General features: G+C 67.5%; 19 protein-coding genes. 13 read left to right on the forward strand and 6 right to left on the reverse strand.

Annotated elements, in window-relative coordinates; all coding sequences use genetic code 11:
* Positions 1-116 precede the first annotated feature (116 nt).
* On the reverse strand, positions 117-860 hold the full coding sequence (gene gpmA / locus ACT531_RS10435) for a 2,3-diphosphoglycerate-dependent phosphoglycerate mutase (RefSeq protein ID WP_476017375.1): 744 nt from the start codon (positions 858-860) through the stop codon (positions 117-119).
* An 87-nt stretch (positions 861-947) separates the two neighbouring features.
* On the opposite strand from gpmA, the gene ACT531_RS10440 reads away from it, so the two are divergent.
* From ACT531_RS10440 to ACT531_RS10455, 4 genes are all read left to right on the forward strand, one after another.
* Complete coding sequence (locus tag ACT531_RS10440; protein ID WP_110960116.1) at positions 948-1355, forward strand: rhodanese-like domain-containing protein; 408 nt, start codon at positions 948-950, stop codon at positions 1353-1355.
* A gap of 78 nt (positions 1356-1433) precedes the next feature.
* Entirely contained in the window at positions 1434-1691 is a 258-nt protein-coding gene (gene grxC / locus ACT531_RS10445; RefSeq protein WP_476017376.1) for a glutaredoxin 3, read from the forward strand.
* 108 nt (positions 1692-1799) lie between these two features.
* Positions 1800-2258, forward strand: coding sequence for a protein-export chaperone SecB (gene secB / locus ACT531_RS10450; RefSeq protein ID WP_295938023.1), 459 nt, complete (start codon positions 1800-1802; stop codon positions 2256-2258).
* Between the two features lie 52 nt (positions 2259-2310).
* The gene (locus ACT531_RS10455) at positions 2311-3327 is read left to right on the forward strand and encodes an NAD(P)H-dependent glycerol-3-phosphate dehydrogenase (RefSeq protein WP_476017377.1); all 1017 of its coding nucleotides are present in this window, start codon (positions 2311-2313) and stop codon (positions 3325-3327) included.
* Positions 3328-3657: 330 nt separating this feature from the next.
* Here ACT531_RS10455 and lysA read toward each other — a convergent pair whose 3' ends face one another.
* A complete protein-coding gene (gene lysA, locus ACT531_RS10460; RefSeq protein WP_476017378.1) occupies positions 3658-4905 on the reverse strand; it encodes a diaminopimelate decarboxylase in 1248 nt (415 codons plus the stop codon).
* Positions 4906-5142: 237 nt separating this feature from the next.
* On the opposite strand from lysA, the gene ACT531_RS10465 reads away from it, so the two are divergent.
* Complete coding sequence (locus tag ACT531_RS10465; RefSeq protein WP_476017379.1) at positions 5143-6105, forward strand: LysR family transcriptional regulator; 963 nt, start codon at positions 5143-5145, stop codon at positions 6103-6105.
* 111 nt (positions 6106-6216) lie between these two features.
* On the opposite strand, the gene coaD is transcribed toward ACT531_RS10465, so the two are convergent.
* Positions 6217-6723 (reverse strand): pantetheine-phosphate adenylyltransferase, encoded by a 507-nt coding sequence (gene coaD, locus ACT531_RS10470; protein WP_015015486.1) that lies wholly within the window; start codon positions 6721-6723, stop codon positions 6217-6219.
* A gap of 217 nt (positions 6724-6940) precedes the next feature.
* Between coaD and ACT531_RS10475 the strand changes: the two genes are divergently transcribed.
* The 6 genes from ACT531_RS10475 to ACT531_RS10500 all read left to right on the forward strand — a co-directional run bounded on the left by ACT531_RS10475 (position 6941) and on the right by ACT531_RS10500 (position 12328).
* Complete coding sequence (locus ACT531_RS10475) at positions 6941-7735, forward strand: DUF3667 domain-containing protein (protein WP_476017380.1); 795 nt, start codon at positions 6941-6943, stop codon at positions 7733-7735.
* A gap of 75 nt (positions 7736-7810) precedes the next feature.
* The gene (locus ACT531_RS10480) at positions 7811-9076 is read left to right on the forward strand and encodes a helix-turn-helix transcriptional regulator (protein WP_476017381.1); all 1266 of its coding nucleotides are present in this window, start codon (positions 7811-7813) and stop codon (positions 9074-9076) included.
* Between the two features lie 71 nt (positions 9077-9147).
* Complete coding sequence (locus ACT531_RS10485; protein WP_476017382.1) at positions 9148-10887, forward strand: TPM domain-containing protein; 1740 nt, start codon at positions 9148-9150, stop codon at positions 10885-10887.
* Between the two features lie 15 nt (positions 10888-10902).
* Complete coding sequence (locus ACT531_RS10490; RefSeq protein WP_476017383.1) at positions 10903-11223, forward strand: hypothetical protein; 321 nt, start codon at positions 10903-10905, stop codon at positions 11221-11223.
* A gap of 188 nt (positions 11224-11411) precedes the next feature.
* Positions 11412-11891: a lysozyme inhibitor LprI family protein gene (locus ACT531_RS10495; protein WP_476017384.1), complete on the forward strand. Its 480-nt coding sequence runs from the start codon at positions 11412-11414 to the stop codon at positions 11889-11891.
* The gene (locus ACT531_RS10500; protein WP_476017385.1) at positions 11888-12328 is read left to right on the forward strand and encodes a hypothetical protein; all 441 of its coding nucleotides are present in this window, start codon (positions 11888-11890) and stop codon (positions 12326-12328) included. Before ACT531_RS10495 ends, ACT531_RS10500 begins: the two co-directional genes overlap by 4 nt.
* Positions 12329-12440: 112 nt before the next feature.
* Here the strand turns inward: ACT531_RS10500 and rsmD are convergent, their stop codons facing one another.
* Genes rsmD through ACT531_RS10515 form a run of 3 tightly spaced genes read right to left on the reverse strand, consistent with a single transcriptional unit; the run spans position 12441 to position 15941 of the window.
* The gene (gene rsmD, locus ACT531_RS10505; protein ID WP_476017386.1) at positions 12441-13130 is read right to left on the reverse strand and encodes a 16S rRNA (guanine(966)-N(2))-methyltransferase RsmD; all 690 of its coding nucleotides are present in this window, start codon (positions 13128-13130) and stop codon (positions 12441-12443) included.
* Complete coding sequence (locus ACT531_RS10510; RefSeq protein WP_476017387.1) at positions 13127-14485, reverse strand: M16 family metallopeptidase; 1359 nt, start codon at positions 14483-14485, stop codon at positions 13127-13129. Before ACT531_RS10510 ends, rsmD begins: the two co-directional genes overlap by 4 nt.
* 22 nt (positions 14486-14507) lie before the next feature.
* Positions 14508-15941 carry a M16 family metallopeptidase gene (locus ACT531_RS10515; protein WP_209818391.1) on the reverse strand — a complete coding sequence of 478 codons (1434 nt, stop codon included), beginning with the start codon at positions 15939-15941 and terminating at the stop codon, positions 14508-14510.
* A gap of 28 nt (positions 15942-15969) precedes the next feature.
* Between ACT531_RS10515 and ftsY the strand changes: the two genes are divergently transcribed.
* Both ftsY and ACT531_RS10525 read left to right on the forward strand, forming a co-directional pair.
* Positions 15970-17394 (forward strand): signal recognition particle-docking protein FtsY, encoded by a 1425-nt coding sequence (ftsY, locus tag ACT531_RS10520; RefSeq protein ID WP_476017388.1) that lies wholly within the window; start codon positions 15970-15972, stop codon positions 17392-17394.
* Between the two features lie 115 nt (positions 17395-17509).
* Entirely contained in the window at positions 17510-20158 is a 2649-nt protein-coding gene (locus ACT531_RS10525) for an EAL domain-containing protein (RefSeq protein ID WP_476017389.1), read from the forward strand.
* The last annotated feature ends 92 nt before the right edge of the window (positions 20159-20250 follow it).

The following is a 20250-nucleotide window of genomic DNA, read 5'->3' on the forward strand; positions in this document are numbered from 1 at the left end:
CCTTTTACCGCTTCGAAACCAATATACACCTTGGAAGGGCCAAACCCGCCGCAGTTCCGCATGGACGCTCACTTTGGCGGGGATAAGCGGGGTTTTCCCCGCTCTTTACCTGCGATTTACGCTTTGCCCTGCGATGCCACGGCAGCTGCAGCCTTGGCCGCCGCTTCGGCATCGCCCAGATAGTAGTGACGGATGGGCTTGAGGTCGGCGTCCAGTTCGTATACCAGTGGAATCCCGTTGGGAATGTTCAGGCCCACGATGTCGGTCTCGGAGATGTTGTCCAGGTACTTCACCAGCGCGCGGATAGAGTTGCCATGCGCAGCCACCACCACCCGCTTGCCCGAACGGATGGCGGGCGCCATGGCCTCGTTCCAGAACGGCAGCACGCGGGCCACGGTGTCTTTCAGGCACTCGGTCAAGGGCACGTTCTCGGCAGCCACACCGGCGTAGCGTCGGTCGCCGCGCTCGCTGCGGGGGTCGGTGGCTTCCAGTGCGGGCGGCGGCGTGTCATAGCTGCGGCGCCACACCAGCACCTGCTCGTCGCCGTATTGCTTGGCCATGTCGGCCTTGTTCAGGCCCTGCAGGGCGCCATAGTGGCGCTCGTTCAGGCGCCAGTCTTTGACCACGGGCAGCCAGGTGCAGTCCATTTCGTCCAGCGTGTACCAGAGAGTGTGGATAGCGCGCTTGAGTACGCTGGTGAACGCCAGATCGAACTCGTAGCCCTCAGCCTTGAGCAGCTTGCCGGCCGACATGGCCTGGGAGATGCCAGTGGGCGTGAGGTCCACATCAGTCCAGCCGGTGAAGCGGTTTTCAAGGTTCCAAGTGGATTCGCCGTGGCGGATCAAAACGAGCTTGTACATGGTTTCCCCAGGAAATACGGGCTAAAGAAAAAGCAGACCAAACCCGGCATTCTAGAATTACGCGGTTCGCCAACCCAAGGAAGCTTCGTGAAATTCATTATTGATAACTGGTATCTGTTCCTCGTTGCACTGGCTTCGGGCAGCATGCTGCTGTGGCCGGTCCTGCAGAACGCCAGTGGCGGCTCGCTGACACCCGCACGCGCCGTGCAGCTCATCAACCGCGAAAAAGCGGTGGTCATCGACGTGTGCGAAGCCGAGGAATTCGCGGCCGGCCACGTCACCGGCGCCAAGAACGTGCCCGTCTCCCAACTGGAAGAGCGCCTGCCCACTGTGGTCAAGAACAAGGCCCTGCCCGTGGTGCTGGTCTGTGCCAGCGGCGCCCGCGCCAATCGCGCTGTCGGCATTGCCAAAAAGCTGGGCTATGACAACGCCCAGGCCATGGCCGGCGGCATGAAGGCCTGGCGCGAAGCCAGCCTGCCTGTGGAAAAAGCCTGATCCGCCCCCAGTTATTCGCTCAGCGCTAGTCTTGCGACTGGTTTTTCAGTCCCACAGGAAGAAAGAGGAAGGTTCGCCATGCAACCCGTGAAGATGTACACCACCGCCGTCTGCCCCTACTGCATCCGAGCCAAGCAGATCCTCAAGTCCAAGGGCGTGGAGCAGATCGAGGAGATCCGCATCGACACCGACCCCGCCGCGCGCAGCCACATGATGGAAATCACCGGCCGCCGCACGGTGCCGCAGATCTACATCGGCGACACCCACGTGGGCGGCCACGACGACCTGGTGGCACTGGACAGCCGTGGCGAGCTGATGCTCCTGCTCGGCGCCTGACCACCTCTTCGGGCGCTGCATAATGCAGCCCCATGTGCCCGCTGCGGGAGCTGCTCCCCGGCGGGTTTTGTTTTGCTAGCAATTTCGTAAGAGCAAAGAGACTTCACCATGGCCGACCAAGAAAACCCCGTGTTCCAGATCCAGCGCGTCTACCTCAAGGACATGTCGCTGGAGCAACCCAACTCCCCCGCCATCCTGCTCGAACAAGAGCAGCCCAGCGTGGACATCCAGCTCGGCGTGGAAGCCACCCCCGTGGCCGAAGGCATCTTTGAAGTGGCCGTCACGGCCACCGTGCAGACCAAGATCAAGGACAAGACCGTGTTCCTGGTCGAAGCCAAGCAAGCCGGCATCTTCGAAATCCGCAATGTGCCCCAGGACCAGATGGGCCCCATCATGGGCATCGCCTGCCCCCAGATCGTGTACCCCTACCTGCGCGGCAACGTGGCCGACCTGATCAACCGCGCTGGCTTCCCGCCCGTGCACCTGGCCGAAATCAACTTCCAGGCCATGTACGAGCAACAGCAAGCCCAGGCTGCTGGCCAAGCTTCGCCCATCATCACGCAGTAAGCATTCACAGGCATTTATGCCTGTAGTGCTGGATGAATAAGCGCATACAGCTATGAAAATCATAGTATTGGGCGCTGGAGCCTGGGGGACAGCGGTGGCCATGAGTGCCGCCCAGCACCCCGCAGGCCATGCCGTCACCTTGTGGGCGCGCGATGCCGCCCAGGCGGCCCAGATGCAGACGCAGCGGCACAACGCGCGCTACCTGCCCGGCATCACCCTCCCCCCCTCCCTCACTCTGGCCCATGGCGACTTTGCTGCGCTGTGGACCAGGGCCGACCTCGTCATCGTGGCCACACCCATGGCCGCCTTGCGCGGCATGCTGCAGGCCCTGCACGGCTGCGCCGCGCCGGTGGCCTGGCTGTGCAAGGGTTTTGAAGCCGTGCCTGCGGGGGCCGATCCGGCATCTTTTGGGCTGCTAGCGCACGAAATACAAGCGCAGATAGCTCCCAATTTGATAGCGGGCGTATTCAGCGGCCCCAGCTTTGCGCAAGAAGTGGCGCTGGGCCAGCCCACCGCCCTGGTGGCAGCCAGCCCCCATGCGCAGGTGCGCGATGCGCTGGTCAGTGCCTTCCACAGCCCCAGCGTGCGCGTGTATGCCAACGAAGACATCGTGGGCGTGGAGGTGGGTGGCGCGGTGAAAAACGTGCTGGCCATTGCCACCGGCCTGTGCGACGGGCTGGCGCTGGGGCTGAACGCCCGCGCAGCACTCATCACGCGCGGCCTGGCCGAGATGACGCGGCTGGGCTTGGCGCTGGGCGCGCGCCCCGATACCTTCATGGGCCTGTCGGGCCTGGGCGACCTGGTGCTGACCGCCACGGGCGACCTGTCGCGCAACCGGCGCGTGGGCATGCTGCTGGCCGAGGGCAAGACCCTGCCGCAGGCCGTCGAGTCGCTGGGCCATGTGGCGGAGGGCGTCTACAGCGCGCGCACCGTGGCGCAGCGGGCGGCAGCGCTCGGGGTGGACATGCCCATCACCCGCGCGGTGGTAGCGCTGCTGGATGGCCAGCTCACCCCGGCCGACGCGGTTGTCACGCTGATGGGGCGCGGGCCGGCCTCCGAGCTGATGTGACCCCTACTGATCCCCCAAGACAAAAGGCCCCTGCGGAACTCCACAGGGGCCTTTTGTTTGGCGGCGTCAATGCCATGCGCGCCAGGATGCGGGTTCAGAACACCCCAAACAACATCAGCAGCAGCACAACCGACAGCGGGACGCCAAGTAGCCAGGCAATGAGAGGCATGGGGATCTCCTTGAAAGGGTGAGAAGTTCAGGTGGTTTCACTGTATTTCTCACCCCGGCCGCCCCTTGTCCGGCTTTGCACCCCAAACCCGTAGGCCCTCACCTACCCGGACCTGTGGCAGATCCACCCCACAGCGTAGGAGGCCAGCGCTGCGGCCGGGATTACAGCCCCAGCTCCAGCGCCAGCAGCTCGTCCACCGTCTGACGGCGGCGGATCAGGCGGGCCTGGCCGCCGCCGTCCACCAGCACCTCGGCAATCAGCGGGCGCGTGTTGTAGTTGGAGGACATGCTGGCGCCGTACGCGCCCGTGTCGTGGATCACCAGCAGGTCACCCACCTGGGCGGCGGGCAGGTCGCGCGGCAACACCACGCCGCCGTCGCCTTGGGTGAACACGTCGCCCGACTCGCACAGCGGGCCTGCCACCACCGTGGGCTGCTCGGCGGCCGTGGAGCCGTCGCGGCGCAGCACGCTCATGGCGTGGTAGCTGCCGTACATGGACGGGCGCATGAGTTCATTGAAGCCGGTATCGACCAGCACGAAGTGGTTGCTGCCCGCGTTCTTGGTGGCGCGCACCTGGCCCAGCAGCACGCCCGATTCGGCCACCAGAAAGCGGCCGGGCTCGATCTCCAGGCCGAGCTTGTGGCCCACGATGGCCTCGGCCTGCTGGCGTGCGGCGTCCCACAAGCCGTGGTAGTGCTGCGTGTCCACCACCGGGTCGCCACTGCGGTAGGGGATGGACAGGCCACCGCCCGCCGAGATGGCGTGCAGGTCATGCCCCGCCGCATGCGCCGTGCGCACCAGGTTGACCATGGCGCCACACACTTCCTGCAGGTGGCTGTAGTCCACGCCCGAGCCGATGTGCATGTGCAGACCCACCAGCTTCAGGCCATGCTGCTTGATCGCAGCCAGCGCCGCAGACAAGTCGGTGTGCCAGATGCCGTGCTTGCTGTGCTCGCCGCCGGTGTTGGTCTTGTTGCTGTGGCCGTGGCCAAAGCCGGGGTTGATGCGCAGCCACACCGCATGGCCCGGCGAACGCGCGCCCAGCTGGTGCAGCATGTCGATGGAGCCCGCGTTGACCGGCACGCCGTGCTCCACCACGCAGTCGAGCGTAGCGGCGTCGAACAGGTCGGCGGTGAACACGATCTCCGACGGCTCGCCACCCGCCACATAACCCGCCGCCAGCGCACGCAGGATCTCGCCGCGCGAAACCGCATCCACCTTCACGCCCTGCTCGCGCATGAGCTTGAGGATGTGGATGTTGGAGCAGGCCTTTTGGGCAAAACGGATGGTCTCGAAGTTGGACACCTGCGCAATGCGCTGGCGGATGGTCGCCGCGTCATACACCCACAGCGGGGTGCCAAACTGGTCGGCCAGGGCCCAGAGCTGGGCGGGCGAAAAGGGGTTGGACATGGGGAGGCTCCAAGGGTACTAAGAGCGGCTAACAAAACTCAGCGAAGCGGTTCTGGCCAGGCGCTGTGTTGCAGGCAGTACGAGCAGTACGACAAGACACCGCAACGACGCCAGAAGAGTTTTGTTAGCCGCTCTCAGCGTGAACGATGCGCGGATGATGCCGCCATCCATGCATTCAGTCGAATGCTTTGATTTACGCCATCCATTCAATATGGATATGCTCTGTGCATGACTGGCATGACCGAGCCCCCACTGAATTACCGTACCACCCACCGCATCACCCACCGCCACATCGAGGTCTTCCGCGCCGTGATGACCGCAGGCAGCGCCACCGGCGCGGCCGACCTGCTGCACAGCTCGCAGCCCACTGTGAGCCGCGAGCTGGCGCGGCTGGAGTCGCTGCTGGGCTATGCGCTGTTTGAACGCGTGCAGGGTCGCCTGCGCCCCAACGCGCGGGCGCTGGCGCTGTGGGATGAGGTGCAGCGGTCCTGGCAGGGGCTGGAGCGTGTGGTGGACCGGGCCGTGGCGCTGGGCCGGTCGGGAGCCGTGCAGTTGTCGGTGCTGTGCCTGCCCGCGCTGGCCCATGCGCTGCTGCCGGGCGCGGCGGCGCGGCTGATGCAGTCGCACCCCGAGGCACACTCCACAACGCGCTTATCGGTCACACCGCAGGAATCGCCCCTGCTCGAAGAATGGATGAGCGCCCAGCGGTTTGACCTGGGCCTGTGCGAGCAGACCACCGCCCCGCCCGGCGCGCGGGCGGAGGTGCTGCTGACGCTGGACGAGGTGGCCGTGCTGCCCGCAGGCCACGCACTCGCGCACCAGCCGGTGCTGGACCTGGCCGACTTTGCGGGCGAGTTTTTTGTGAGCCTCTCGGCCGAAGACCCCTACCGCCGCCTGATCGACGCCCGGTTTGCCGAGGCGGGCGTGGAGCGCACGCTTCGCGTGGAGACCCACAGCGCCGCCGCAGTGTGCGCCATGGTCGAGCAGGGCCTGGGCATCGCCATCGTCAACCCGGTCACCGCCCTGGCAGCCGCCAGCGAGCGACTGGTGCTGCGGCGGCTGGCGTTTTCCATCCCGTTCAGCGTGACGGCGCTGCTGCCGCTGTACCGCCCACCGTTGCCCGAGGTCGTGCCCATGCTGGAGGCCCTGCGCGCGCAGGCACACGCCATTGCGGAGAGGCTACCGCCCGCCATGGACTGAGGCCACACGATCTATAAACTACGATTTTGATAGCAGCCCAGGCATATTGCACTATCGCTACCGGCAAAAAAGAGCCACAAGTGCGGCTCTTGGAGCGTTTCGGACGTGTCCTCAGCCGCCCGGCGCTGCCAGGCTGCGCACCTTGACTGCCAGCCGCTCCTCGACCGAAGGCGACACGAACTTGGTCACCTCGCCGCCCAGCACCGCGATCTCGCGCACAAAGGTGCTGCTGATGAACTGGTACTTGTCGCTGGGGGTGAGGAACACGGTTTCGACCTGCGGCATCAGGCTGCGGTTCATGCCCGCGAGCTGGAACTCGTAGTCAAAGTCCGTCACGGCGCGCAGGCCGCGCACCATGGCCTTGCCGCCGCGCGACACCACAAAGTCGCGCAGCAGGCCCGAGAAGGGCTCGACCTGCACCTGGGGATACATCTTCACGGCCTCGCGCACCATGTCGATGCGTTCTTCCAGCGAGAACAGGGTCTTCTTGTGGTGGCCCGCCGCCACGGCCACGATCACACGTTCAAACAACTGGGTGGCTCTGCGCACCACATCTTCATGGCCCAGGGTGATGGGGTCGAAGGTTCCGGGGTACACGGCGAGCACGTTCTGGGCCATGGCTGGTTGTCTCCTGTCTGGCGATTGACGTTGGCCCCGGCCCCCGGGGCGCTCCCCGCAGGGCCCGCCGGGCCGCGTGCGCGCATTATGCAGTGCAGTGCAACATGAACCCGGATGCCACCCCGCCCGGCCGCCGCATCGTCCACCTGAACGATGCCAGGCGCGGGCTCGCGGCCTACCATCCGCAGCCCGTTTTGCTGCACGGTATGCCCAGCCTGTGACCTCTGCACCCACCCCCCCCGTCCCGATCCACGACGCCCTGTTCGACACCTCGGCCTGCCTCAACTGTGGTGCGCCGCTCACGGGGCCGTTTTGCGCGCACTGTGGGCAGAAAAAGGCCGCGCGCATGGGTACCCGCATGGTGCGCAAGGAGGCCTGGGAGCGGTTCCGGTGGTTTGAGTGGAGCACTATCCGCAACGCGCTGAGGGTGCTGCCGCAGCCCGGCACCATGGCGCGCGAGTATGTGCTGGGGCAGCGCAAGGACCACCCGCACCCGCTCACGCTGCTGTTCCTGTCCATCGGCTTTTTGCTGATCGTGCTGGGCCAAACCGACTACCTGCGGCCCGAGCTGCCCAGCGAGGCCGCGCAGCGCATGTATGCGCTGGTGACTGCGTACTCAAAGTGGTCATTTTCGCTGGGGGCGGTGGCGGCTTCTGCCAGCATGTGGCTGGTGTTCCGCCGGCGCGGCTACAACATGGCGGAGCTGCTGGCGCTGGCGCTGTACTGCCAGGCGGTGTTCATTGCGCTGCAGATGGTGAACCAGCTGCCCCTGGTGCTGGCGCACTCGCCGGAGCTGCTCAAGTGGCACAAGCAGTGGTCGCCCTGGTACATGACGGCGCTGCAGACGTTGATGTTCATGCTGGCGCTGCGGCAGTTCTTTCTGCTGGACCCGCGCCGCGACGCGGGCTGGCTGCTGCTGGCCGGGGCGCTGTTTGCCGGGCTCAAGTGGCAGGCCACCCAGCTCTATGCCCGGGGCGTGGTGGAGCTGGTGCTCTGGCAGATGGGCGGCTGAGCCACCCGGCGCCCGCTGAAAAATGTGAACCAGTTCACGATTGTGTGTCGGAGTGCCACCACATCCTTCACCTGAATGATGTTGCCCTGGCGGCAACGCACCTACGATCCGCCGCAGTTCAACCAAATCAGCGAAAAGGAGGCCGCCTTGGCCGGTCAGGAGTGGGATATGCAGCGCATGGGGCAACACCCGGGCATCCCAGGTTTTGAGGCCTTGATGGCCGAAAGCCTGGAGGCCCTGGGCGAGCCCGGCATGGTGGAGCGCCTGCTGCGTCGCCTGGGCGAGGCGCTGGGCAGCCACAAGGTGGTGCTGTTCTGCCCCCTGCCCGGCTCGGACGACCCGCTGGCTGCCTACCAGTGGGGCATGCCCGACGATTTTCTGGCGCGCTACGCCCAGCTCATCCAGGGCTGCGACGCCTGGAGCGAGGCGCTGGAACGGCAGCAGGGTGCCGCACTGGCGCGCGGCGGCTCGCTCAGCCAGCAGCTGGTCAGCACCCCGGCGCTGCGCCGGGGCGCGTTTTATGCCGACTACCTCAAGCCCCTGGGCATTGATGCCATGGTCAACAGCATCGTCGAGGCCTCGCCCGAGGTCGGCATGCATGTGCTGGCGATGTACAACGACCTGGGCCAGAGCGAGTTCACGCCCGAGCAGTTTGCCCGCCTGCGCGCCGCCACGCCCTGGGTGCGCAGCCTCATGCGCGCCCAGCGCCGCCTGCAGCAGGCCCAGCGCCACACCAGCGCGCTGGAGCGCACACTGGACCAGCTGCCCCTGGGCGTGATGCACGTGAACCGCCGGGGTGAGCTGCGCTACCTGAACGAACACGCCCGTACATGGCTGGGCATTGAGGACGCCTGCCGCATCCTGCTGCACAGCGCCACAGGTTGGCAGGCGCGCCAGCCACTGCAGCTGGCACAGATCCACCCCGCGCTGGTGCCGCTGCTGGGCACCAGCCTGAGCACGCAGACACCCGTCTCTGCCCGGCTGCAGCCCCAGCACCCCGGGGCCCCTGCCACGCTGGTGGCCCTGGCCGCGCCCCTGCGCGGCGGTACGGCCCCCGCCACTGGCGAGGCGCTGGCCCAGTTCATCCTGGTGCCCGAAACCCCGCCCCACGCGGGCGCCACCGTGTCGGTGTGCAGCGCGCTCTACGGCCTCACCCCTGCCGAAGCGGCCCTGCTGCCCCTGTTGCTGCAAGGCATGACACCGCGCGAAATGGCCGACACCCGCCAAGTAAAGATGCCCACCGTGCGATCGCAGCTGGCCAGCCTGTATGCCAAGACCGGCACCCGGGGCCAGGCCGAACTGGCCCAGCGCGTGCTGCGCGTGGCGGCGCTGGTGGTCTGACTTCTTTCTCTCTGTTTTTGTCTCTTTTATTCCTAGCGCGGCGCCGAGCGTCGCATGAAAGGCCCCTGCCCATGACCTTGTCTCGCCACTCCTTGCCCCACCTGCCCCACCTACGCCAACTGCGCCCCGTCGCCCTGGCCTGCTGCGCCCTCGTCGGCCTGGCCGTAGGCGGCCTTGCCATGGCCCAAAAGAACGCCGCCGTGGCCAAGCCCAGCAAGGCGCAGCTGGTGGCCGACCTCGCCGCCACACTGCAGGCCTGCTCGTACGACGGCAGCCCGCTGGCGTTTTCACCGCCCGACCTGTCCAAGGGCGGCGGCACCGGCAAGCAGGTGGTGGCCGAGATCATGAAATACACCGGCCTGCCCGCCAACTTTGTGGTGGTGGAGGGCAAGGTGCCCAACGCGGCCGCCGTGATCATGCAAGGGCCCGACCAGGTGCCACGCCGCGTGATTGCCTACAACCCGGCCTTCATGGGCCAGGTGATCGAGGCCACCAAGTCCAACAACTGGGCGCCCGTGAGCATCATGGCCCACGAGATCGGGCACCACCTTTCGGGCCACACCATCGTGCCCGGCGGCAGCCAGCCGCCCATCGAGCTGGAGTCCGACAAGTTCAGCGGCTTTGTGCTCTACAAGATGGGCGCGCCGCTGGCCGACGCCCAGCGCGCCATCGCCACGCTGATCCCCGAGAAGGACGGCGAAACCCACCCCGGCCGCAGAAAGCGCCTGGCCGCCATCGAGTCGGGCTGGAAGGAAGCCTGCGAGCTGCAGGGCGGCGGGCCACAATGCTCCGGCGGGCTGCCGGTGCGCACGGCAGCGGCGGCGCCTGCCGCGCCATCACCAGTGCAGGCGCCCGCTACCCCAGTGGCCAAGGCCCCAGCACCCACGGCTGCGTCCACCCCCACGCCAGCCACCCCTGCGGCCAAGGCGCCGGCCCCGGCCCTGGCAGCTGCCGCCGCCGAAACCCTGCCCAAGGTCGACGTGGCCGCAATCCCGTCCAAGGGCACGCAGTTCATCTACGACGAGTTCGGCATCCTGGACCCGGCCATCCGCGCCCAATTTGAAAAGCAGATGTACGAGCATGCGCAAAAGACGGGCGTGGAGATCGTCACCCTGCTGGTGAAGGACCTGGACGGCAAGAGCGCCGAGGACTACGCGCACGCCATGATGCGCCAGCTGCGCGTGGGCAAGCTCGACGTGGGCAACGGCGCCGTGCTGGTGGTGGCGCCCGAGCAGAACCAGGCCGCCGCCGTGCTGGGCGCGGGCGTGGCGCTGGAGATGGGCAGCCATGACAAGACCGAGCAGCTCAAGCGCTGGATGAACACCGCCTGGGCGCTGTGCAAGAAAAAGAACGCCTGCGGCAACTGGACCGAGAACCTGATGCTCGCGGCCGACCACATCCGCCGCGACACCAGCCGCGCCGACTGGACCATCGCCTACCAGTCGCTAGGCGACATCCAGAAGGCAGACGCTGCCGAGAACGGCAAGGTCACCAACCCCAACGACAGCAAGGTGTGGCGCAAGATCGTGCGCCTGTCAGGCACCGTGGAAAGCCTGAACCCTCCCTCTGGCAACAAGGCCGCCTGGGTCAACGACGCAAAGGTCCAAAGCGGCAAGCAGCCCGTGCTGCTGCGCAGTGCTGAAGGCCTGACCACCATGCTCTATGTGGACCCGCGCACCGCCGCACTGCAGCCCGGCGGCAAGCTGGAACAAGGCAAAACCTATACGGTCATTGCGCGTGCGGCCGCCCTGTCGTGGAACCCCAAGGACACGCAGTCGCTGGACGTGCTGAGCTACGCCGTCACCGAATAAGCCGCTGTCCCATCCATGTCATCCACCGCCGTCACCCTGCTCATCGCAGGTGCCGCCAACCTGCTGCCCGCGCTGTTCTTCCTGTTCACGGCACTGCTGGGCAGCAACGGCATGAACTCCACCCAGGGCGGAAAGCTGCTGGTCACTCTGGCCGTGCTGCTGGTGCTGGGCTGGCTCGCCGCGCTGTGGATGGCCCGCCACCTGGCGAACTGGTGCCAGGCGCGCGGCTGGTCCACCGTGGCCAGCGTGGCAGCGGCCAGCGGCGGCGCGGTGGTCGCCTTCACCGTGCTGGCGCTGGTGTCCACCCTGGCGGCGCTGCTGTGGGTGGGGGCATGAGCGGACAACGCCGCAACGGATAGACCCAAGCGATTAAGAGCGGCTAACAAAACTCAGCGAAGCGGTTCTGGCTAGGCGCTGTGTCGCAGGCAGTACGAGTAGTACGACAAGACACAGCAACGACGCCAGAAGAGTTTTGTTAGCCGCTCTAAGCCAGCACAACAGCGGACCCCGAGGGACACACCCACATGCACCACTACCATCACCACCGCCTCCGCAACCTCAATCGCACCGCACTTGCGCTGCTGACCACCTTCCTGCTGCTGGCCTCTGGCCCGCAGGCCGCCCAGGCCGCCGAACATTTCTGCGGCCAGCGCACCGCCCACCCCATCGACAAGGCCCTGGGCGCCGCCTCCGAGCGCAGCGGCGGTGTGACGGTGGACCTGATCGACGCCCAGAACGCGGCCTACGCCGCGTGGGACAAGGAGCTGAACCGCATCTACGCCCAGGTACTCAAGGCCGCGGGCCCCGGCCGGCGCGACACCCTGCGGGCCGCCCAGCGCGCCTGGCTCGCGTTTGACACCGCCCAGGGCCAGTGGGACAGCGCCATCTTTGCCGAACAGGGTAGCTCGGCCGCGCTGAACATTGGCGGTGCGGCGCTGGAGCGCCGACGCGCCCGCGTGTGCGTGCTCACCAACGACCTGGAGAGCCTGAAGGATTCGCCATGATGCGCCGCGCACTGCTGCAGCGCCTGCCCCTGCTGGCTGCCGCCTTGGCGCCACTGCTGCGCCCCACCGCTACCCGCGCGCAAGGCAGCGCCCACGTGTGGCTGCGCGTGCGCAACAGCAGCCAGGAGGCCTTCACCCATGTCTGGCAGGGCCTGCCGCAGCAGGGCACCAATGTGGACCTGGGCCCGCTGCTGCCCGGCGACACCAGCCGCAGGCACGCGCTGCCCGCCACGCTGGCGCACTACCGCAAGACCCGCATCCAGATCGGCCAGCGCCAGCTCACGCATGTCACCGACCAGTCCTTCCCCGGTGGCCAGGCCACGCTGGCACCGGGCCACTACACCTTCAGCTACGCGCTCGAAGGTGGCGCGCTGCAGTTGGTGGTGATACCGGAGGCTGGCCCCGTCGACAGCAGCCAGTCGCCGCAAAAACAATAGCATCCAGCACATACAACACCGGCGCTTGAGGCGATTTTCCCCAAAAATCAGCGCCCCAGCAGCCAGCGCAAACGCGGGGAACACCCGCCCTGGGTCTGCAGCGCCAAGGTGTTCAGCCGCGCTGCAGCAGGTGCGCGTGCACCGCACCGGCCTTGAGGTGCCGGTACAGCACCAGGCCATGTTTTGCCAGTTCCTCGTCCGTCCACGCGCGGGGCGCTTCGAGGTAGATGAAGCCCCCGGCCGCCACGGCCTGGGCGCCCGCCTGCAGGGCGGGTTCAAAAAACGGGCCATCGAATGGCGGGTCCAGCAGCACCAGGTCCAGGCCGGCGGGTGTGGCCTGCTTCAGTGCAGACACGCCGTCGCCGCGCTGCACGCGCACGGCGCTGGCCTGCAGCTTGGCCTTCAGCACCTGCAGCTGGGCGACCAGGGCCGCATCGTTTTCCACCAGCAGCACCGATGCGGCGCCGCGCGACGCGGCCTCCAGCCCCAGCGCACCCGTGCCCGCAAAGGCGTCCAGACAGCGCCAACCGCTCAGGTCCTGGCCCAGCCAGTTGAACAGGGTTTCGCGCACGCGGTCGGGCGTGGGGCGCAGGCCGGGGCGCTGGGCCACGGGCAGGCGGGTGCGCTTCCATTGCCCGCCGATGATGCGGATTTCGCCCGCGCCCTTGGGGGCGGCCGCCGCCGCTTTGTCCTTGGCGTTTTTCTTGGCGGCCTTGGGGTCCACGGGGGCCGTAGCGGCGGCGGCCTGGGCCTTGCGGATTTCGGCGGTGATGGCGCTGCCGCGCAGGGTGGATCGGCTCATGGCTGCTTGCCTCCCACCACCACGGTCACCATGCGGTCGGGCTGCAGCTTTTGGGCCATGGCGGTGCGCACGTCGGCCACCGTGAGGGCCTCGACCTTTTTGGCCCACTGGTCCAGATAGTCCAGCGGCAGGTCGTTCCAGGCGATGTTGGCCACGTTGCCCAGCAGCTTCTTGTTGCTGTCGATGCGCAGCGCAAAGCCGCCGATGAGGTTGTCCTTGGCGGCGCGCAGTTCAGCCTCGGTGGGGCCTTCGGCCACGAAGCGGGCGATCACGTCGCGCGAAACCTGCACGGCCTGGGCGGCCTGGTCCGGGCGCGTCTGCAGGCCCACGGTGAAGGCCCCGGCGTGCAGGCCAGGGGCAAAGTAGCTGTAGACGCTGTAGCTCAGGCCGCGCTTTTCGCGCACCTCGTGGGTCAGGCGCGAGACAAAACCGCCGCCGCCCAGAATGTGGTTGCCCACCAGCAGTGCGAGGAAGTCCGGGTCGCGGCGCTGGAAGCCCGGCTGGCCGATCAGCACATGGGCCTGGGCCGACGCAAATGGGATGGCCTTCTCGGCAGGCGCCGTCAGCGCCGCCACCTCGCCCACGGGCGGCAGCGGTGCGCAGCCTGCCGTGGCAGGCAGGCGCGACAGCAGCGTGGCCACCAGTGTCTGCGCCTGGGCGCGCGATACAGCGCCCACGATGCTGACCTTGGCGCGGCAGGCGGCCACGTACTGTGCGTGAAAGCCCTGCATGTCGGCCACGCCGATGCGGGCCAGCGTCTCTTCGGTGGTGCGCACGCCGTAGGGGTGGCTGCCATACACCGCAGCGGCAAACGCGTGGTTGGCCACGGTGGCGGGGCGTGTGTTGGCTTCTTTCAGGCTGGCGCTCCAGCGGGCGCGATCGCGTTGCCAGACGTCTTCGGTCGTCATGGGCTCGGCAATCTGGCGGGCCGCCAGGCGTGCGGCGCGCTCGAGCAGCGGCGGGTCGGTCAGCGAGCGCAGCACGTAGTGCAGCGTGTCGTTGTCGGCATTGGCTTCAAAGCTGGCGCCCAGGTCGGCCCAGGCCTCGCCCAGGCCGTTTTCGTCCAGCGCCGGCTCGGCACTCGCATCGCGCCCGGCCTTCACGCCCTTGCTCGCCATGGCGGCCACCGCATTGGCCAAGCCGGACTGGCCCGCCGGGTCGCGGCGCGTGCCGGCGTCAAAGTCGATCTGCACGTCCACCATGGGAATGACCGGGCTTTCGACCAGGTAGACCTTGGCTCCATTGGGCTCCGTCCAGTGCTGGATGGGCAGCAGCGCCCAGGCCGAATTGGAAGAAAAAAGGGCGATAGCGCTAGTGCATAAAGCACGGACAGCTATGTTTTTGATAGTAATCATGGGCAGTTTCCGCAGGGCGGGTTCAGCGGATGACAGCACCCGCAGGCAACTGGGGGCGGGCGCGGGGGGCATCCAGCGGCTGGGGCAGCAGCGTGGCCACGGTGAGCTGGTCGTCGCCAAAATACTTGGCGGCCACGGCCTGCACCTGCGCCGGGGTCACGGTGCGCAGCAGGGCCAGCAGGCGCTCGTTGGCGTCCAGCGGAAAGCCCTGCACCCAGTTGCCGCCCAGCTCCTGCGCCTGGCTCATCACCGAGTCGCGCTCGTACACGGTGGAGGCGATCCATTGCGTCTTGACGCGGTTCAGCTCGGCCTCGCTCACCCCCTCCTTCGCCACCCGGGTCACCTCGGCGCGCAGCGCGTCTTCGACCTGCTGGGCGGTCTTGCCCGCAGCGGGCACGCCGCTGAGCATGAACAGGCTGGGGCCGCGCCCCGTCACCATGGCGGAGCTGCTGGCGCTGTCGGCCACGCGATTGGGGCCCTGTGTCAGTGCGCGGTCCAGCCGGGCGCCGTCGTAGCCGTTGAACACGGCCGACAGCACCATCAGCGCGAGGGCGTCGCGGTCTTCGTCGGTGAGGTTGTCCACGCGGTCCAGGCTGGGCGCGCGGAAGGCCAGGGCCACGTAGGCCTGCTCGGCCGGGGCTTTGACGGCGATGCGGCGCAGGCCCTTCTGCTCGGGCTCGGTACGCGGCTTGCGCGCAGGCAGCGCGTGCACGGGCAGGCTGCCGTAATACTTCTCGGCCAGCGCACGCACCTGGGCCACATCCACATCACCTGCCACCACGACGGCGGCGTTGGTCGGGGTGTACCACTGGCGGTGAAAGGCGCGCACGTCGTCGGGCGTCATCGCGTCCAGGTCGCTCATCCAGCCCACGATGGGGCGGCGGTAGGGCGACGCGTTGAAGGTGGCAGCAAACAACTGCTCGGCCAGCATGGCGCGGGGCTGGTCTTCGGTGCGCAGGCGGCGCTCTTCCTTGACGACCTCGATCTCTTTCTTGAACTCCTCGTCTGGCCAGTGGTTGTTGGCAAACCGGTCCGATTCGAGCTTCATCACGTCCTCCAGCCGGTTGGACGGGATCTGCTGGTAGTAGCCGGTGTAGTCGCGGCTGGTGAATGCGTTCTCCCGCCCGCCCAGCGCCGCCACGCGGCGCGAGAACTCGCCCGGCGGCAAGGTCTTGGTGCCCTTGAACATCATGTGCTCCAGCGCATGGGCCACGCCCGAGGTGCCGTCCACCTCGTCCATCGAGCCCACACGCACCCAGACCATGTGCACCGCCGTCGGCGCGCGGCGGTCGGGCTGCACGATGAGCTGCATGCCATTCTTGAGGGTGAACTGCTGCGCGCCCGAAGCCGTGGCAGACGGCGCGCTGGAGGGTTGAGACACCGGGGTGGTGGCAGCAAAGGCAGCCCCGGACGAGAGGCAGGCCAGCAGGCCCAGAAGGGTGAAAGCGCGTTTCATAGAATGGGGAGATTCTAAGAACCCGCCAATGTTCAGTTTTTTCAAGAAAAAGCCCGCTCCCTCGCCCGCCCCCACCGATGCGCCCGTCCCGGCCCAGCCGGTAGGCGCGCCGGCGCCCGCCGTGGAGGCGCCCGTAGCGCCGACCCCACCCGCCACGCCGCCCGTGGCGACCCCTACCGCCCCTGCGCCGGTCGCACCCGCGCCCGTGGCGGCGCCCGCCCCGGCCGGTTTTGGCTGGCTGCGCAACCCGTTTGGCAGCAAAGCCCCCGAGCCCGCTGCGCCGCACCCCGCCGCACCCGCGCCCGCCATCGAGCCCGCTCCGGCGCCCGTGGCGATGCCACCGGTGGCGCCGATCGTCACACCGCCCCCTGCCGCGCCTGCAGTCACCATACCGGCCGCTGGTCCAGTCGCCGCAAGCCCAGCATTCCCCCCCGTCGCGCCCCCGGTTCCCGTTGCCGCACCCGCGCCGGTGACCCCGCCCGCGCCCATCACGCCACCGCCTGCGCCCGTGGCCGCACCCGCCGTGTCGGCTGCCCCCCCTGCCCCGGCGCCCGAGCGCAAAGGCTGGCTCGACCGCCTCAAGGCGGGCCTGCGCAAGACCGGCAGCAGCATTGCCACCGTCTTCACCGGCACCCAGATTGACGACGCGCTGTATGAAGAGCTGGAAGAGGCTCTGCTGATGGCCGACACCGGTGTGAAGGCCACCACGCACCTGTTGGCGGACCTCAAGCGCCGCGTGAAAGACAGCAAGACCACCGACCCTGCGGCCGTCAAGGGCCTGCTGGCCGATGCACTGGCCGACCTGCTGCGCCCGCTCGAAAAAGCCCTGGTGATTGGCGAGCACACCCCCACCGTGATCATGGTGGCCGGCGTGAACGGTGCGGGCAAGACCACCTCCATCGGCAAGCTCACCAAACATCTGGCAGACGAAGGTGCCGCCGTGCTGCTGGCCGCCGCCGACACCTTCCGTGCCGCTGCGCGCGAGCAGCTCGGTGTGTGGGCTGACCGCAACACGGTCGAGATCGTGAGCCAGGAAGGCGGTGACCCCGCTGCCGTGAGCTTTGATGCCGTGACCGCTGGCAAGGCGCGCGGCAAGGATGTGGTGCTAGTGGACACTGCCGGCCGCCTGCCCACGCAGCTGCACCTGATGGAAGAGCTGAAGAAGATCCGCCGCGTGGTCACCAAGGCCGACGCCACGGCCCCGCACGAGGTGCTGCTGGTGATTGACGGCAACACCGGCCAGAACGCCCTGGCCCAGGTGCGCGCGTTTGACGACGCGCTGCAGCTCACCGGCCTGATCGTCACCAAGCTCGACGGCACGGCCAAGGGCGGCGTGCTGGCCGCCATCGCGCAGGAGCGCCCCATCCCGGTGTACTTCATCGGTGTGGGCGAAAAGCTCGAAGACCTGGAAACCTTCAACGCCCGCGAATTTGCCCAGGCCTTGCTGAGCTGAGCCTCAGCAACACAACCTTCCCCTTAGAAATGGCCCCATCCGGGGCCATTTACACGTTTACGGATCGCAACGTTTCCTCCATCATGGGCTTTCCCCTTGGAAAGCACGGAGGCCCATGTTCATTGAGCTGGTCAAAGGCGTTGCGCTGCTACTGGCGCTGTGCTTTCTGCACGGGTTCAATATCCGCGTCTGGCGCCAGCACCCGTGGGTGGGCCAGGTCTTTTCGGGACTGATCTTCGGCGGCATCTGCGTAGTGGGCATGCTCACCCCGGTGGTGCTGATGCCAGGCGTGATCTTTGACGCACGCTCGGTGGTGCTGAGCATGGCCGGCCTGTTTGGCGGCCCGCTGGTAGCGGGCATTGCGGCGCTGATGGCGGCCACCGGCCGCCTGTGGCTGGGGGGCGCCGGGGCCGAGGTGGGGCTGATGGTGATCGGGCTGTGCACCGCCATGGGGCTGGTGTACCGCGTGGGCCGCGCCCGGGGGCGGCTGGGTGTGGAGCCCGTTACTCTGGCACTGTTCGGGCTGCTGCTGCACACGGCGGTGATCGCGCTGTTCCAGCTGCTGCCCCCCGAGGCCGTGCAGCGCATCAACCAGACGCTGGCCCTGCCCTATCTGCTGACCTTCACCCCCGCCACCGTGGTGCTGGGCCTGTTGCTGCACGACGTGGAGCAGCGCATGGCCACCGAGCGGGCGCTGACGGGCACGGCCGCGCGCCTGCATGCCATCACCCAGGCCATCCCAGATGTGCTGCTGGTGCTGGATGCCCAGGGCCGGTATGTCGAGGTGCTGTCCCCCAACGACTCCGCCCTAGTGGCCAGCGCCCCGGTGCTGGTGGGCCAGCGGCTGCACGACGTGCTGCCCGCCGAGCAGGCCGAACGGTTCATGCAGCTCATCCGGGACACGCTGCAGTCTGGCCAGACCCACAGCGTGGAATATGAAATGCAGATCCTGTCAGGGCTGCGCCAGTTTGAGGGGCGCACCCAGCCCCTGGGCGTGCAGGTGGGCGGCCAGGCGGCCGTGGTGTTTCTGGCCCGCGACATCACCAAGCGCAAGCAGGCAGAAAGTGCGCTGCGCGAGTCGGAACTGCGTTTTCGCTCGCTGCTGCGCAATATTCCGTCCATCTCGGTACAGGGCTACCTGCAGGACGGCACCACCAGCTACTGGAACCAGGCGTCCGAACAGCTGTACGGCTACACCGCCGAGGAGGCCATCGGTGCCAATCTGCTCGACCTCATCATCCCCCCGCCCATGCGCAACGATGTGCGGGCGCACATGCAGCACATGTTCGCCACCGGCGAGGTGATCCCGGCGGGCGAGCTGCAGCTGCAGCGCAAAGACGGCACGCCGGTGCACGTGTTCTCCAGCCATGCCTACATCCAGGTACCAGGCCACCCGCCCGAGATGTTCTGCATCGACATCGACATCTCAGGCCGCAAGGCCGCCGAGGACGAGGCCCGCTATCTGGCGTTTTACGACGCGCTCACCCAGTTGCCCAACCGCCGCCTGCTGGTGGACCGGCTGCAGCAGGTGCTGGTCAACGGTGCCCGATCAGGCCTGACCACGGCCGTGCTGTTTGTGGACCTGGACAACTTCAAGACCCTGAACGATACCCGGGGGCACGAGGTGGGCGACCTGCTGCTCAAGGACGTGGCCCAGCACCTGCGCAGCTGCGTGCGCGAGCAGGACACCGTGGCCCGCCTGGGGGGCGACGAGTTTGTGGTGGTGCTGCAGAACCTGAGCAGCGACGCCCCCGAGGCCGCCGCGCAGGCGCGCACGCTGGGCGAGCTGATCCTGGCGCAGTTGCGCCAGCCGTACGAGCTGGCGGGGCACGAGCACCACTTCACAGCCAGCATTGGCGTGACGCTGCTCACCCACCAGCGCGACTCGGTCGACGAGGTGCTCAAGCAGGCCGACATGGCCATGTACCGCGCCAAGGATGCCGGACGCAACACGCTGCGCTTTTTTGATCCCGAAATGCAAGAGTCCGTGAATCGCCGTGCCCTGCTGGAGACGGAGCTGCACAACGGCCTGCGACGCTCGCAGTTCCTGCTGCTGTACCAGCCGCAGGTGGACAGCCAGGGGCGGGTGACCGGCGCAGAGGCCCTGGTGCGCTGGCAGCACCCGGTGCAGGGCATGGTGCCACCGTCAGAGTTCATCCCGCTGGCCGAGGAGTCGGGCCTGATCCTGCCGCTGGGCCAATGGGTCATGGAAACCGCCCTGCGCCAGCAAGCCCGCTGGCAGCAAGACCCGCTGTTTGCGCACCTGAGCCTGGCCATCAACGTGAGCGCGCGCCAGTTCTTGCAGGACGACTTTGTGGCCCAGGTGCTGGCCCTGGTGCGGCAGACCGGCGCCAACCCCGCACAGATCAAGCTGGAGCTGACCGAAAGCCTGCTGCTGGACAACGTGGACAGCGTGATCGCCACCATGCGCGCCCTCAAGGCCCATGGCCTGGGGTTTTCGCTGGACGACTTCGGCACGGGGTACTCGTCGCTCAGCTACCTCAAGCGCCTGCCGCTCGACCAGATCAAGATCGACCAGGGCTTTGTGCGCGACGTGCTGCTGGACGCCAGCGACGCGGCCATCGCCCGCTCCATCATCGCGCTGGCCGGCAGCCTGGGCCTGTCCGTCATCGCCGAAGGGGTGGAAACCACCGCCCACCATCAGTTTCTGCTGGCGCACGGCTGCCAGGCCTTTCAGGGCTACTTGTTTGGCCGCCCGCTCACGCTGGAAGACTTTGAAAACCGGGTGCGGCAGGGCGTATAGGGAGGCTGAGACGCGACCACGCCCGCCAGGGGGCACCAGCGACGAATGGAAACGGGCCAGGCGCCGTTCAAGTTCCTGTGTTGTGGCGTCGA

Source organism: Acidovorax sp. DMC1 (genome assembly GCF_056314325.1).